Source organism: Crossiella sp. SN42, from assembly GCF_023897065.1.
Taxonomy (GTDB): domain Bacteria; phylum Actinomycetota; class Actinomycetes; order Mycobacteriales; family Pseudonocardiaceae; genus Crossiella.
Window position 1 is genome coordinate 599,997 of the sequence record NZ_JAMHIV010000001.1, and the last position, 15,322, is coordinate 615,318.

Here is a 15,322-nt window from a genome sequence, read left to right on the forward strand (position 1 = left end):
ACCATGAACCGAAGATCGCGGACGTTGGCGGGGCTGGTGGCGCTGGCCACCGTCGGCGCCACGCTCACGGTCCTGCCTTCGGCCGCCGCCGCACCGTCGGTGGCGCCGGCCGGGGGCGCGCGGCACCAGGTCACCCTGATCACCGGTGACCAGGTGCAGGCGAGTCAGCGCGGTGACGGCAGCTGGAGCATGTCGATCACCGCGGCCGAGCAGGGGCGGTCGGTCGGCTTCCGGCAGTTCCCGGTCACCAGGGGCAAGCACACCGACTGGTACCTGGTGCCGCAGCACGCTGAGCGGGCGCTGGCCGAGGGGCAGCTGGACCGGGAGCTGTTCAACATCACCGGGCTGATCCGGCAGGGTTACGACGACGCGCACAGCAAGGTCATGCCGTTGCTGGTGGAGCACCAGGACACGGCCGCCCAGCGAGCCAAGGCGTTGCCGGGGGTCACCGTGCAGCGTGAGCTGTCCGGGCTCGGCCTGACCGCGGTGGACGGGCAGAAGGCCGCCGCACCTGAGTTCTGGCGGGAGCTGGGCATCGCGCGCGCTGGGGGTGTGCGCAAGATCTGGCTCAACGGCAAGGTCGAAGCCTCGCTGGAGCAGAGTGTGCCGCAGGTCGGCGCGCCCGCCGCGTGGCAGTCCGGGTTGACCGGCAAGGGTGTCACGGTCGCGGTGCTGGACAGCGGCATCGACGACACGCACCCGGATGTGGCCGGCAAGGTCAAGCACAGCAAGGACTTCAGCGGCAAGGGCGACGTCACCGACGGCAACGGGCACGGCACGCACGTGGCCGCCGCCGCGGTCGGTTCCGGTGCGGCCGAGGGCGGCAAGCTCAAGGGGGTCGCGCCCGAGGCGGAGCTGGCCGTGGGCAAGGTGCTCGACGACAACGGCCGGGGCCAGTTCGACGACATCATCGCGGGCATGACCTGGGCCGCGGCCGAGGTCAAGGCCAAGGTGGTGAACCTGAGCCTGGGCAGCCGCAGTGACAGCGACGATCCGCTGGCGCAGGCGGTGAACACGTTGAGCCGCCAGCACAACACGCTGTTCGTGGTCGCCGTGGGCAACGACGGGCCGCCCGGCACGGTGTACAGCCCGGCCAGGGCGGATCTCGCGCTGGCCGTCGGCAGCGTCACCAAGTCCGGTGTGCGTTCCGAGTTCTCCAGCCAGGGACCGCGCCGCGGTGACAACGCGGTGAAACCGGAGATTTCCGCACCGGGCAGCGACATCGTGGCCGCCCGCGCCGCGGGCACCGCCATGGGTGAACCGGTGAACGAGCGCTACACCAAGGCATCCGGCACCTCGATGGCCGCCCCGCACGTCTCCGGTGGCGCGGCGGTCCTGGCCCAGCAGCACCCGGACTGGACCGCCGAACAGCTGAAGTCGGCGCTGGTGGCCACCTCGGCCCCGGTGGACCACAGCGGCGTGTTCGCCGTGGGCAGCGGCCGGATGGACCTGGGCAAGGCGGTCGCCGCGAAGGTGCGGTCCTCGCCGAGCGCGGTCAACGCGTTCCTGAAGTGGCCCAGCACCAAGGCGGAGACCCGCACGGTCACCTACACCAACCCCGGCACCACCCCGGTGACGCTCAACCTCAAGCTGGACCTGGCCGACACCGCGGGCGCCCCGGCCCCGGCCGGGCTGGCCAAGCTGTCCGCGAACACGGTGACCGTGCCGCCGGGCGGCCAGGCCACCGTTACGGTCTCGCTGATCCCGCGCGCGGCCAAGGCGGGCAGCTACGGCGGCACGCTCACCGCCACCGACGGCACCACCTCGCTGCGCACCCTGGTCGGCGCGCACGAGGAGGGCGAGCACCACGAGGTCACCGCGAAGGTGCTGCGCCGCGACGGCAAGCCGCCCACCGCCCAGGACTTCGGCGACCTGTCGCTGAGCCGCACCCAGGACGGCGAGAGCTTCCAGGTCCCGGCCAACGGCACCGCCAGGGTGCCGCCGGGTGAGTACCTGGTCTACGGCGCGGTGAACACGCCGAACCCGGAGGGCATCCCGGCCATCAGCACCTTCGTCAACCCGGCGCTGAAGATCAGCAAGAACACCACCGTCACCTTCGACGCCCGGCTGGCCAAGCAGGTCAAGATCAGCACCGACCAGCCGGAGGCCAGGGGCGGCTGGTGGACCGCGCAGATGCGCCACCGCATCACCGACACCGGACGCGCAGGCACCTGGGGCCACGGCCTGAGCATCGGCTTCTACGACTACTCCACCTATTCCGCCCCCGGCGTCAGCTCCCCCGCCTTCAGCTTCGCCACCAACCAGCGGCGGGAGGAACCGGATGTCGAACTGTGGGCCGAGGGGCCGCAACGAACGGAGCTCTACACCGGCTGGCTGCGCGGGTCACCCCAGGATGCGTTGCGGCACAAGCTTCCTTCGGTGCACGGCGGCGCGGGCACGCCGGCGGAGCTGGCCAAGGTCGACGCCAAGGGCAAGATCGTGGTGCTCGGCCTGCCCAACGGGCTGAGCTATGCCGAGGTGTACCAACGCATCCGCGACGTCAAGGCGGCCGGGGGCGTGGCCACCGCGCTCTACGTCAGCGAGGACCAGCCCTTCCGCGCGGCCGCGAAGAGCACCGACGAGGAGTACCCCGCGGTGCTGCCCTCGGTGCGGGTCTACGGTGGCTACGCGGCAAAACTGGCCGCGCACGCCAAGGCGGGCGGGGAGCTGTCCCTGATCGCGCGCACCAGCAGCAAGCACCGCTACGAACTGGCCTTCCCCTCGATGGGCAAGATCCCGGCCAAGCTGGACCACCACGTCAAGACGGCCGACCTGGCCAAGATGACCATGGTCTACCACGGTGCTCCCCCGGGACAGCCCCCCGTCGTCGGGGCCTACGCGGAGACACCGTCCGGGCAGTTCAGCGTCAACGTGCACGCCGAGGCGGTCTCCGGTGAGCGGGTCGAGTACTTCAGCCCGGGCACCTGGGAGATCAACGTCGGCACCTGGTACGCCGCCGGGGGCTCGTTGGTGAAGACGATGAAGCTGGAGGCCGGGAAGTCCTACCGGGAGGAGTGGAACAAGGCGGTCAACGGTCCGGGCTTCACCGGCACCACCAGCAACGAGCTGGGCGAGAACCACCCGTGGGTATGGGTCAAGGACCGGCTGCTCGACGTGACCGTGCCCTGGTGGAGCGACGCCGCCGGGCATCCCAGGCGGACCGAACCGGGCTGGGGCATCGACAAGGGCAGCACCACCCTCTACGGCGACGGCGTCGAGCTCGGCAGGCACAACACCCCCGGCCGCGGCGTGTTCACCCTGGGCCGGGCCAGGGAGTACCGGCTGGAGTCCGAGGTGACCAGGGACGTCGACTGGTGGCCGACCTCCACCCGGATCACCTCGGCCTGGACCTTCGCCGCGCCCTGGGGCGACGGCGCGTTGCCACTGCTGAACATCCGCTACGCCCCGCCGGTCGACATCGGCAACCGGGCGCCGGGTGACCGGGAGTTCACCATCCCGGTGACCGTGCCCCGCCAGGACGGCCCGGCCACGGTCACCAGCCTCACCGTGGACTACTCCGTCGACGAGGGGAAGACCTGGCAGCAGGCCAAGGTGGACAAGACGGAGGCGGGCTGGACCGCTACCGTGCGCAACCCGGCCAAGGGGTTCGTGTCCCTGCGCGGCAAGGCATCCGATGATGTGAACACCGTGGAGCAGACCGTGCTCAAAGCCTACGAGATCGGATGAGATTTCAGCGGTAGCCGAAACCCCCTGGCAAACCGGGCGGCGTGACCTACGGTCCGCCCATGGACCGTAGAAGCATGCTCGCCCTCGGCGCTACCGCCGCCACGCTCGCGGTGACCGGCGGGGCCGCCTCGGCCTCGCCGGCGCCGCGAGTCCCCTCTGATGCCGCACTGGCCCGCTCGCTGGGTTTCCGCAGCGCGCACGCCGAGGTCAACGGCACCCGCCTGCACTACGTGATCGGCGGATCGGGCTCGCCACTGGTGCTCTTACCCGGCTGGCCGCAGACCTGGTGGGAGTTCCACAAGATCATGCCCGCGCTGGCCAAGCGGCACACCGTGATCGCGGTGGACCTGCGCGGCATGGGCGGCTCCGGCAAACCGGCCGGTGGCTACGACAAGAAGACCATGGCCCGCGACATCCACGAGCTGATCGGCAAGCTCGGCCACCAGCGGGCCGATGTGGCCGGGCACGACATCGGCGCGATGGTGGCGCAGAGCCTGGCCGCGCACCACCCCGGCACGGTGCGGAAACTGGCCCTGCTCGACGTCGCGCACGTGGACGAGAGCCTGTACCAGCTGACCCTGATCCCCCGCCCCGGTCAGCCGTTCTTCCCGTGGTGGTTCGCCTTCAACCAGGCCCAGGGCCTGCCGGAGCAGCTGATCGCCGGCCGCTCGCGGCTGCTCATCGACCACTTCTGCGACATGCTGCTGGTCAACCGGGCCGCCATCGACGAGCGCGACCGGGCGATCTACGCGCACGCCTACGCCACGCAGGACGCGGTCCGGGCGGGCAACGGCTGGTACCAGGGGTTCGTGCAGGACATCGTGGACGAGAAGAGCCACGGCCAGCTGACCATGCCGGTGCTCGGGCTGGGCGCCGGTCCGAACTACCACTACCTGGCCGAACACTTGCCGCACAAGGCAACCGACGTACGGGTGCGGGAGATCAAGGACTCCGGGCACTACCTCGCCGAGGAGCAGCCGGCCGCGGTGCTGGCCGAGCTGAACGCCTTCTTCGGCTAGCCGGGCGCCAGGGGCAGGCCGCCCACCACCGCGCCGTGCTCGTCCAGCACCCGGATGCTCGGCACGTCCTGGGCGTCCACCGACAGCACGATGCGCGGCCTGCCCTGGGAATCGCTCAACGCGAGCACCGCACCGTCCACAGTGGACCAAACCAGCTCCACCCTGGTCGGCATCGGCGGCGTCTGGCCGGGCGGCAGCCGCGGATCGGGCATCTGCTTGAAGAACAGCGCCGCCGCGCCGTGCTCGCCCTGCCAGCGCGTGCCCAGGGTGAGGGCCTGGGCGTTGGGGTAGTCCAGGGAGACCGAGGCTGCCGAGGCCCCGGCCACGATGCCGCCGCGCTCGGAGCCGTGCTCGTCGTTGAAGATCAGGTAGGTGCCGTGCTCGGGCCCCTGGCGCTGGTCGGCCGGGATCACCTGGCCGCCGATGATCACCGGTGGCCGCTTGGTGTCGGCGAGCACCCGCTGCCGCCCTCTGCGGTCCCGCACGGTGAAGGACCCGCGAACCTGTTCTCCCGCAGGCTCAGCGGTGGCGGTGGGTGCGGCGAGCGCGGCGGTGGTCACGGCCAGCGCGCCGCCGCGCAGGGCGGTGCGCCGGGACAGCGGTGAGTTCATGCGGGCAGTCAACCCAAACCCGGACCGCCGGGCACTGGGGACGACCACCGCTGCGATGGTGGGGCGGTCCCCAGTGCCGCGCCCGGGACTCAGCCCGCGAGCAGGGCGTCCATCTGGCCGACCGCCAGCGTCAGCCCTTCCTCGTGGCCCATCTTGATCAGCTGTTCCATCTGTTCCTTGCTGCCGAAGGCCGTGTCCAGCCGCATCCGGGTGCCGCCGTCGTGCTCGGTGAGCGTCATCCGCACAGTCGAGATCGGCATGGTCGTGCTGGGCGTGCCGTCGGCCTCAGCGAAACCGTCGGTGAACTCCAGCGCGCGCTCCGGCGTCACCGAGTCGATCCGCCACCAGCCCCGGTACTTCTCGCCCTCGGGACCGGTCATGTAGTAGGTGACCGCCCCGCCGGGGGTCAGGTCGTGCTCCTCCATGGTCGCCGGGTGGCTCGGCGGGCCCCACCAGCGCTCTAGCTGGTGGGGGTCGGCCCACAGCTGCCAGACCTGCTGGATAGGCGCACCGAAGTCAGCCGTCAGACTGAGGGTGAGCTTGTCAAAGTCCTTGTCCACACTGGTGACGCTCATCGGTCCTGCTCTCGTTCGAGGGTCTCCTCGGCCTGCCCGAGCAGCGCGGACATCCGGTCCACCCGTGCTCGCCAGGTCATTTCCAGTTGATCCAGGGCCAGCCGCGCCCGGTCCAGCGCGGCGGGGTCGGTGCGCACCAGCTGCTCCCGGCCCTGCCGCTGCTTGACCACCAGCCCGGCGCGCTCCAGCACCGCCACGTGCTTCTGCACCGCGGCGAAGCTCATCGGATACGCCTGCGCCAGCCGCGAGACCGACACCGCCTCCCGGGTGCACCGTCGCACGATGTCCCGGCGGGTGGTGTCGGCCAGCGCGTGGAACAGCCGGTCCACCGGCTCGTCGGCCAACTCATCTACAACCATTTGGTTGTACGTTAGCCCGTACCTGGTCCGATGTAAACCCTCAGGCCCGATCGCCCTGTCCCTGAGCCGCCCGCAGCGCCCCGGCCAGCTCCGCCGCGGTCCTGATCGGCGGCGGGTCGAGCAGGGCCGCGTCGAGCACCTCGGCCAGCCGGGCCGGGATCGCCGGATCGCGCTCGCGGATCGGCACCACGGGGTCGGTGAGCACCACCGTGACCGGGTCCTCGCCGCGCGGGAAGGTGCGCGGGGTCTCGCCGGTGAGCGTCCAGTACAGGGTGGCCGCGGCCGCCCAGACGTCGACCTCGGGCTTGGCGTACTTGTAGTTCACCACCTGGGCGCGCGGCATGAAGGCCACGCTGCCGCCCAGCGCGCCGGTGCGGGTGTGCCCGGACAGGCCGGCGCGGTCGAACGCCTTGGCCAGCCCGAAATCGCCGATCTTGGCCACCGGCTCCTCGGTGGTTCCGGCGAGGAAGATGTTGTGCGGCTTGACATCCCGGTGCACCAGCCCGTTCCCCCACGGCACCGGGGCCTGGTGCGCGTAGGCCAGGCCGTCGAGCACCTGCGACAGGATCGGCACCGCGCGCTCCACGGGCAGCCGACCGCCCTGCCCGGTCACCAGGTCGGCCAGACTGCCGCCCGCGCAGTACTCACTGGCCAGCAGGAACGCCGAGCCGCCCGCGCCGGCGCCGTGGAACTCCAGCACGTTGGGGTGGCGCAGCGCCCGGCTGTTCTCGATCTCGCGCAGGAAGGCGGTGCGGGCCTGCTGGTCCACCGACTGCTCGCCCCACAACGTCTTCACCGCGACCAGCGAGCCGGAAACCAGGTCCTTGGCCAGGTGCACCACCCCCTGGCTGCCCTGGCCGAGCCTGCGCACGATCTTGTACCCGGTGAACCCCACGCTCACCCGCAGCACGGTGTCGCCGATGCCGATCTCGTCGCCGTGCAGCAGCCGCTGCTCCCCGTTGATGGCCACCCCGTTGACCCGGGTTCCGTTGCGGCTGCCCAGATCCCGCACCCGCGCCTCGGGTGGGTCGACCTCGATCAGGCAGTGCCTGCGGGAGATCCGCTTGTCCCCGTCGCCGATGCGCAGGTCGCAGTCCAGCGACCGGCCGACCACGCAACTGCCCGCCGCCGTGAACTGCTTCTCCCGCACCGAGTCGCTGACGGCGAGGGTCACCGTGGTGCGCATCTACCACCGGTCCCCGAGGTCCCCGGCCACCCGGTGGGCCTGCTCGGCCTCCTCGGTGCGCCCCAGCTGGGCCAGTGCCTCCGCCCGGTCGTAGTAGGTCTCCGGGTGGTCCGGCCCGTCGCTGATCGCGATGTCCAGTGCCGCCAACGCTTCCGCGGGTCTGCCGAGCCGCAGCAGCGCCGCGCCGAGGGCGGCGTGGGCGTGGGCGCGCAGGTGCTCGGTGCGCCCGGCGTCCGCACCGGCCGCGTCCAGCCGGATGGCCTGCTCACAGCAGTCCAGCGCCGCCGAGGGCCGGTCCAGCTCGGTGAGCGTGATCGCCTTGTCCACCAGCGCGGCCAGGTAGCAGGGCTGCACCCGCAACGCCCGGTCGTAACAGTCCAGCGCCCGCTCCGGCTGCTCGGCCCTGCGGTGCACCTCGGCCAGCTCGTACAGGGCCAGCACGTTGCGCGGATCAAGCTCGGCGGCCCGCTCCAGCGCGTCCACCGCCTCCGGGTATCGGACCAGCTCGCGCAGCACCAGCCCGCGGTGGAAGTGCGCGCTGACATACCCGGGCCGCTGCCGCACAACCTGGTCGAACACCGCCAGCGACTCCCCGAGCAACCCCCGCTCCGCCAGCTCAACCCCCTCGTCGTGCAGGTCGGCGGCCGGTTCCCGTGGCCGGCTCAGCACCTGCTGCCGCCGCGCGCCGTCGGCGAACTTGCCGCCACAGCTCGGGCAGCGCGGCCCCCGGAACAGGCCGCTGCGCTCGGGCAGGCAGCGGTCGCAGTAGGTGCGCTGGCAGTCCAGGCAGATCCGGAAGCTGACCGCGAAGTGCGCCGGATCGGCCAGCGCCACCGAATTCCCGCCGGGCGCCTTGGACACCGAGATCATCCGCGGACAGGACCAGCCGAAACACCTCAACAGCACCGCGTTTCCCCTCACTCATCGGGGAACACATAATCCCAGTCGACCTCCCACACCCGCAGCGTTTTGTCCGCACCCGAGGACACCACGGTCCGCCCATCCCCGCTGACCCGCACCGATCCCACCGCCCCGGCGTGCCCGGCGAGCACCCGCAGACAGCGCCCGCCCACCGGATCCCACACCCGCACGGTCCCGTCGGCGCCGGCGGAGAACAGGAAGCGGTCGTGCGCCACCAGCTGCCTGACCGCGCCCTCGTGCCCGGTCAGTGAGTGCATCGCGCGCTGTGCGGCCAGGTCCCACACCCAGATCGTGCCGTCCTCGCCGCCGGAGTAGCCGGTGCGATCGCTGATCGCGAGGGCGGTGACCCGGGAGCCCGCGCCGGCCAGCAAACCGAGGTAGTCGCCGGTGGACGGGTGCCAGAGCAGGACGGTAGCGGTGGGGCCGCTGAGCAGGCCGATCCGCCCGTCGGCGCTGACGGCGAGCTGACTGGCGCCATCCACCGCGCCACCCAGCACCTTCGGCGAGGACCCGCCCCCGCCCCGCAGCGATCCCGCCCGCCGCTCAGCCCCGCCCCGCGCCTTCCGCAACCACCCCGTCCGCGCACCGCCCACGTCCCAGATCCACAACATCCCCACCACATCCCGGGAGAACACCCGCGCGCCATCCGGGCTGAACTCCACCCACCGGATCCGCTCCCCGTGCCCCCGCAACACCCGCCCCCGCCGCCGGTCCAGCCGCCACACCCGCACCGTCCGGTCCTCCCCCGCCGACACCACCGCCCGCCCCCGCACCGCCACCGCGACCACCTCCCCGCGATGCCCGTCCCACACCCGCGTGCACTCCCCGTCCGCCAGGTCCCACACCCGGACCTTCCCGTCCACGCACCCGGTCACGGCGAACTCCCCGGCCGGATCCAGCGCCACCGCACGCACCGAATCGCCATGCCCGCTCAACCGCCGCACCCGCGTCCCCGTGGCGACCTCCCAGACGTCAACGCTGCGCCCAGCCCCGGCCGACACCACCAGCCGCCCATCGGCAGTCAGCGCACACTGGTCCTGCCCGTCGAGCTGCCGCACCTGCCGGGCCCCCAGCACCCCGCTCGGCCGCCCCTGCCGCCCCAGCCGCGCCCACCGCGCCAGCAACCCGGGACTGCGCTCATACCCCGGCAACGCCATCGCCGACCGCAGCTCCGCCGCCGCGCCGGACCACTTCCCCCGCTCCACCAACCGATCCGCCCGATCCTGCGCCGCGACGACCGCCTCGGCGATGTCGGACAGCTCCACTGCCGGTCGCGGCCGCGGATAGCTCCAGGCCGCCCTCGGCCCACCCGGCGACACCTCCCAAACCCGCACCACCCCCTCGCCAGCAGACACCGCCAGCCCGCCATCGGCACTCAGCGCCAGTGCCTCCGCCCGACCGGCCGGCAGAGAGCGCAGACACCGCCCGGAAGCCAGCTCCCACAACCGAAACCCGTCCTGCCCCGCCGTCACCGCCCGCAATCCGTCCCCGCTGACCGCCACCGGCTCCGCCCAACCGACCGGTCGGCTGAGGGTGCGCACCAGCTCACCGGACTCCGGCCGCCACACCGCCAGCTCGTGCCGGTCGGCCACCAGCGCCACCCGCCCGTCCGCGCTCAGCACCGCCTGCCCGCCGCGCACCCCGAACGAGCGCAGCAGCTGCCCGCTGCCCAGCTCCCACACCCGCAACCGCCGCGTGTGCCGGTCCCAGCGCACCACCACCCGCCCGTCCACCCGCACCTCGGCGGCTGATCCCGACCCCGGCTGTTCCAGGGCGTGCACCAGTTCCCCAGCGGCCGTCCACACGCGCACCGCGCCGTCCCGCCCCGCGGTCACCACCCGCCCACCGTCCGGGCTCACCGCCACCGCCGCCACCGGCCCCGTGTGCCCGTCCCACTGGCCCAGCAACACCGGTTCGCGCAGGTCCCACACCTGCACCGCGCCACCACGACCGCCCGCGGCCAGCACCTCGCCACCGGCACTCAACGCCACCGCGACCGCCCCATCCAGCCGATGCCGCAGCGCCCCGGTGCGCACCTCCCACACCAGGACCGCCCCGCCCTCGCCGTCCACCGGCCGCTCCCCGGCAGCCACCACCCGCCCGTCCGCGCTGAGCGCCACCGCACTCGCCCGCCCCGCCAGGCACACCGGCTCCCGCAGCGGCGGCAGTTGCTCCGCCCTGGCCAGCGCCGCCCGCACCTCGGCCGAGGGCTCCCGTCGGGCCGCCGCGCGCAGCAGTTCCCGCGCCCGACCGGCATCACTCCGCTCCAGGTGGATCAGGCCCAGCAGGTGCTCGTCAGCGCTGTCGCCGACCTCCGCGAGCAGCTCAGCATCGGTCAGCTCGCCTGCCCGCCAGCGCCGCAACCCGCGGTTGTACACCGCGTGCGGATGCCGCGGATCGGCCAGCAAAGCCCGCTCCCACAACGCTTCCGCCTGATCATCGTGTCCAAGGTCCATCATGGACAGTGCCTGGTTGGACAACCCATCGGCCAGCAGCGTCGCCGCCGTCGGCCGCACCCGAGGATAGGGCCCGACCACTTCCCCATACACCGCAACAAGTTCCGCGGCCACCTCGGCCATCCCCGACGGCCGCTCCCCCGGATCGACGCGGAAACACCGCTCCAGCAACGCCGCCACACCAGCGGGCATCACCGGCAACCCCGGCTCTGGCGGCCCGTCCGCCAGATAGCCCGCGAACGCCTCCGCCGCGGCCTGCCCGAACCGGGCCGGCGGCCCACCGGTGAACAGCTCCAGCACGCTCACCGCCCAGGACCACACATCGGTCGCCCTGGTCAGCCGCACCTCCGCCCCGGCCGCCGCCCGCGCCTGCTCCGGCGAACAGTAGGCAGGCGTCAGCCCACCACAACTGACCAGCACACTTCCACCGACGGCCACCGGCCGCTCCCCCGCCGCCGCCCGAGCCCCCGCCAACCCGAAGTCGGTGACCTTGACCGCCCCATCCGACCCCAGCAGCACGTTGGCGGGCTTGACATCCTGGTGCACCAGCCCGCTCTCGTGCGCGTGCCCGAGTCCCCAGGCCGACTGGATGGCGACATCCAGCACCCGCGCCAACCCGTTGCCCTCGCGGTAGATCCGCCGCTGCCGCACCGCCGTGGCCAGGTCCCCGCCGTCCACCCACTCCGCGAACACCCTCGGCAGCCCGCCAAGCCGCCGCACGTACACGCAGCTCACCGTGTTCGGATGCGCCCCAAGCCCCACCCAGGACTCCGCCTCCGCCGCGAACCGCCGCTCCCCCTCGGCCGTGCCCACCAGCTCCCGCCGCGGCGCCTTCACCGCCAGCTCCACATCCCACCCGAGATGCCGCACCCGGTGGACCAGGCCCATCCCGCCGGTCCGGATGACGTCCAGAACCTCATACAGGTCAAGGACAACCTGCCCCGGCTGCCAGGTCCGCGCGAGATCAGCGTCCACGGGTGCACGTTACCCGGGCAACCACCGCGCCAGCAGGCAGTCCAGCAACCGGGCGTGCGCGGGCGGCAGGTCCACCGCGGCCGCCGCCGCGACCGGATGCCGCCGGTTCCCCGCCGGGATGAGCTCGGCGATGTCCTTGGCCAGCAGCGGAATCCGTGGGTCGTCCGCCGGCGCGGCGGCGAGCTCGTCGAACCGGCGGTACAGCGGCCGCAGGCGGTCGACCAGGTCCGGATCGCGGAGCAGGTTCCGGCACCACGCCACCAGCTCGGGGCTGATCCGCCTGGCCAGCACGCTGAGGTAGTCCCGGTCCCGGTCGGCCGTCGCGCTGTCCGGGAAGGCGTCGGCGAGGACCTGCGCCAGCTCGGCGACCGGTTCCTCCGCGTCACCTCGCACCAGGGCGAGCAGCCGAAACCGTCGCTTCCGAAGCTCCCGCTCCTGTCGTTCCAGGTCGGCCGCCAGCCGCCCGAGCAACTCGGTCAGGCCGCGGCCCTCGTCGGCGGCCAGCGCCGCCTGCGTCTCCGCCAGGCTGAGACCCAGCTCGGTGAGCCGCCGGATCCGGGCCAGCCGCACCGCGTCCCGCACCGTGTAGCGGCGGTAGCGGTTGGCCAGCCGCGCGGGCTCGGGCAGCAGCCCGACCTTGTGGTAGTGCCGGATCGTCTTGGTCGACACGCCGACCACCTCGGCGAGCTCACCGATCAGCATTGTCCCCCTCCAGCGCGGCGCGGAACGCGGCCGGATCGTCGAGTCCCAGCTCGACGCCGCGCACCCAGCCTGTCCGTCCCCCCAGCCTGGCACGCACCGGCCGATCCGGCTGGAGGACCAGGTTGGTCAAGCCGCGGCCGTTGGGCAGCACCAGCCACCCGTCCTCGGCCAGCGCGGCCCGGCGTCGTCGCGGTACCCGTTGTGCCACTGTGGTTCCACGCCGGGGCAGCTCCGCGACGAGTTCCGGTCCGGACCACAGCACCAGCCGGTCCGGCAGCACCTGGTGCGGCCGGGTCAGCGGCACCGCCCAGTAGCCGACCAAGATGATCAGCGAGTACCCGCCCACGACGTCGTGCACCAGCCGCACCACCGGCCAGGGAATCACCTGGTGCAGCACCACCAGCTCGACCACAACGGCCGCCAGCACAACCGCGAACACCCGGCCCCGCCCGCCGCCGTGGTCACCCGCCGAGGGACGCCGCCGCAGGAGCGCGCCCACCGCGACCAGGCTCGCCAGCTCCCTGGTGATCGCCCAGGCGAGCGGCGCGGGCAGCACCTGGTAGCAGGAGCGCCGGAACGCCGGCCACCACCGCTGCCCGGCCCGCCACCGGCGCACGGAGAGCACCGTCGCGTACCCCACGGTGCCCACGACCAGCCCGAGATGTGGTCCCTCCGCCGCCAGCAGCAGCGCCCACGCGTGCGGCCACGGCACCAGCCCGGAGACCAGTGCCATGGCCGCGCCGCCCAGCGACACCACCGGGACGATGACCAGCACCCGCCGCCAACCGCTCATACCGCACCAGCGTCAACCTTGCCCTCGGGTCAAGGTCAATGGCTCAGAAGCCGCCGGAGCGCGCCTCAGGACCCGTTGGCCCGCTCCTGGTACAGGTTCCAGATCGCGTCGCCGAAGTAGGACGAGGTGGCGAAACCGCTGCCGGACTGGCTGTTCACGCCGTTGACGAGACCGAGCTGGCTGGTCGCGTTGTAGTCGCGCAGCCACGGGCCGCCGCTGGCGCCGAGGTCGTAGCGGCAGTTGATGGCGATCCGGGTGGCGTCGTAGGAGTAGGTCTGGCCGAAGCAGGACTGCTGGACGAAGCCGTCCTGGTAGCCCCACACGGTGCGGGGCGCGCTGACCGGTTGGTTGGGCTGGAACCCGTTCTCGCCGACCGCGTCACCGAGCCGTTGCCCGAACTCGTTGCGCTGCACCGACAGGAAGCCGACGTCGAAGGCGTAGTCCCGGTTGTGCAGCCAGGCGGGCGCCACCGACGGCCGGATGCTCTTGAAGGTGCCGAACGGACGGGGCTGGTCCGGGGAGAAGCCGGGCAGGAACTCGAAGCTGTGGTAGTAGGCGCCGGTGCCGCCGGGGGCCAGGCAGTGTGCCGCCGTGACGATCAGACTGCGGGTCGCGCTCGACACGGTGGCCGCGGTGCAGGTGGACTGCACGGATCCATTGGGGCGCAGGATGTAGAGCACCCCGACGGTCCGGTTGGGACCGACCAGTGCCGATGGAGTGTCCACAGTGGCCGGTCGAGCGGCGGCGGAGCGTTGCGCGGCGGGCGGTTCCGCACCCGCCGCGATCCCGGTCAGGGTGAGCACGCCCGCCGCCGCCAGCGCCACGACGCGTCTCAGTAGTCGATAGGTCATCGGCCAATCATGGGACACCCCAACGACTTCCGGCCGTGACTGCCCGCCGGTCCGCACCATCTACCGGCCCAACGGGCGGCCCCTCGGTCAGTACGGCCGGTCCCCCGCGATGGCCACCCGCTCGGCGATCCTGGCGTGCGGGTGGTAGTCGTTGACCGCGTAGTGCTGGGTCGCCCGGTTGTCCCAGAACGCCACCGAGTTCGGCCGCCACTGGAAGCGGACCTGGTACTCCGGGGTGTGCGCCTGGGTGAACAGGTAGCGCAGCAGGCGGTCGCTCTCGGCGCGGTCCAGGCCGGTGATGTGGGTGGTGAAGGCCTGGTTGACGAACAGGGTGCGGCGGCCGGTCTCCGGGTGCCGGCGCACCACCGGGTGCTCCACCGGCGGGAACTGTTCCTGGTGGCGCAGCAGGAGTTCCGGGTCGGTGAAGCGGGCGAAGCCGGGGATGTAGTCGTGCACCGCGCGCAGGCCCTCGATGCGCCGCTGGACCTCGGCGGGCAGGTTGTCATACGCCGCGGCCATGTCCGCCCACATCGTGTCGCCACCCAGCGGCGGCACCGTGATCAGCCGCAACACCGACCCCAGCGCCGGCTCCGGCCGGAAGGTGACATCGGTGTGCCAGATGTTCTCCATCCCCGGCATACCGGCCCCACGCTCGAACCGGGTCACCTCGGCCGCCTCGCCCTGCGGGATGAACGGGTTGACCTCCAGCTCCCCCCAGTGCGCGGCAAAGGCCCGCTGCTGCGCCGAGGTGATCGCCTGCTCCCGGAAGAACAACACCTTCCACTCCAGCAACGCCCGGTTCAGCTCGGCGCGCATGCGCGGGCTCAGCGGATCGGCCAGGTCGACGCCGGTGATCTCGGCGCCGATCACCCGGCCCAGCGGACGCAGGGTGAACAGCTCGTAGGGACGTTCCTCGATCGTCTCGGGCAGGCGGCGCAGCAGGCGCGGGCCTTCCAGGATGCCGTCGTCAGGGGTGGTGGCCGGGCGCAACGCGGACAGGTGCGGTGTCATGGCGAGAGTCCTCGGGGTTGGGATGCGGGTGCGTGCCGGGTCAGGTCACGCGGGCGGCGATCCCAGGCGGCCGCGGCGCACGAGCAGGGCGGCCACGCCCGCACCGCGCCACCGCGAACCGGCGCACAACTCCGAAGCCATGCCCTGATGATCCGGCCTCGGCCACCCTCCGGGCA

The 15,322-nt window shown here is 72.5% G+C and carries 12 protein-coding genes; 2 read left to right on the forward strand and 10 right to left on the reverse strand.

From position 1 onward, the window contains the following. The first annotated feature begins 3 nt into the window (after positions 1 to 3). The gene (locus M8C13_RS02635; protein WP_252478792.1) at positions 4 to 3,687 is read left to right on the forward strand and encodes a S8 family serine peptidase; all 3,684 of its coding nucleotides are present in this window, start codon (positions 4 to 6) and stop codon (positions 3,685 to 3,687) included. Between the two features lie 59 nt (positions 3,688 to 3,746). Beyond that, complete coding sequence (locus M8C13_RS02640) at positions 3,747 to 4,706, forward strand: alpha/beta fold hydrolase (RefSeq protein ID WP_252478793.1); 960 nt, start codon at positions 3,747 to 3,749, stop codon at positions 4,704 to 4,706. Here M8C13_RS02640 and M8C13_RS02645 read toward each other — a convergent pair. From M8C13_RS02645 to M8C13_RS02700, 10 genes are all read right to left on the reverse strand, one after another. Further along, positions 4,703 to 5,317, reverse strand: coding sequence for a hypothetical protein (locus M8C13_RS02645; protein ID WP_252478794.1), 615 nt, complete (start codon positions 5,315 to 5,317; stop codon positions 4,703 to 4,705). The genes M8C13_RS02640 and M8C13_RS02645 overlap by 4 nt on opposite strands. 89 nt (positions 5,318 to 5,406) lie before the next feature. Then, positions 5,407 to 5,892, reverse strand: coding sequence for an SRPBCC domain-containing protein (locus tag M8C13_RS02650; protein WP_252478795.1), 486 nt, complete (start codon positions 5,890 to 5,892; stop codon positions 5,407 to 5,409). Continuing rightward, positions 5,889 to 6,251, reverse strand: coding sequence for a helix-turn-helix transcriptional regulator (locus M8C13_RS02655; RefSeq protein WP_252478796.1), 363 nt, complete (start codon positions 6,249 to 6,251; stop codon positions 5,889 to 5,891). The genes M8C13_RS02650 and M8C13_RS02655 overlap by 4 nt, the downstream gene beginning before the upstream one ends. 40 nt (positions 6,252 to 6,291) lie before the next feature. After that, complete coding sequence (locus tag M8C13_RS02660; protein ID WP_252478797.1) at positions 6,292 to 7,437, reverse strand: protein kinase; 1,146 nt, start codon at positions 7,435 to 7,437, stop codon at positions 6,292 to 6,294. Next, a complete protein-coding gene (locus M8C13_RS02665) occupies positions 7,438 to 8,307 on the reverse strand; it encodes a tetratricopeptide repeat protein (protein ID WP_252478798.1) in 870 nt (289 codons plus the stop codon). Positions 8,308 to 8,354: 47 nt separating this feature from the next. Further along, positions 8,355 to 11,789: a protein kinase gene (locus tag M8C13_RS44990; protein ID WP_308202754.1), complete on the reverse strand. Its 3,435-nt coding sequence runs from the start codon at positions 11,787 to 11,789 to the stop codon at positions 8,355 to 8,357. 9 nt (positions 11,790 to 11,798) lie between these two features. After that, on the reverse strand, positions 11,799 to 12,491 hold the full coding sequence (locus M8C13_RS02685; protein ID WP_252478799.1) for a MerR family transcriptional regulator: 693 nt from the start codon (positions 12,489 to 12,491) through the stop codon (positions 11,799 to 11,801). After that, positions 12,478 to 13,284, reverse strand: a complete 807-nt coding sequence (locus M8C13_RS02690) for a hypothetical protein (protein WP_252478900.1) — start codon at positions 13,282 to 13,284, stop codon at positions 12,478 to 12,480. The genes M8C13_RS02685 and M8C13_RS02690 overlap by 14 nt, the downstream gene beginning before the upstream one ends. A 65-nt stretch (positions 13,285 to 13,349) precedes the next feature. Then, positions 13,350 to 14,135, reverse strand: a complete 786-nt coding sequence (locus M8C13_RS02695; RefSeq protein WP_252478800.1) for a hypothetical protein — start codon at positions 14,133 to 14,135, stop codon at positions 13,350 to 13,352. A gap of 87 nt (positions 14,136 to 14,222) precedes the next feature. Then, positions 14,223 to 15,146 (reverse strand): TauD/TfdA family dioxygenase, encoded by a 924-nt coding sequence (locus M8C13_RS02700; protein ID WP_252478801.1) that lies wholly within the window; start codon positions 15,144 to 15,146, stop codon positions 14,223 to 14,225. Positions 15,147 to 15,322 lie beyond the last annotated feature (176 nt).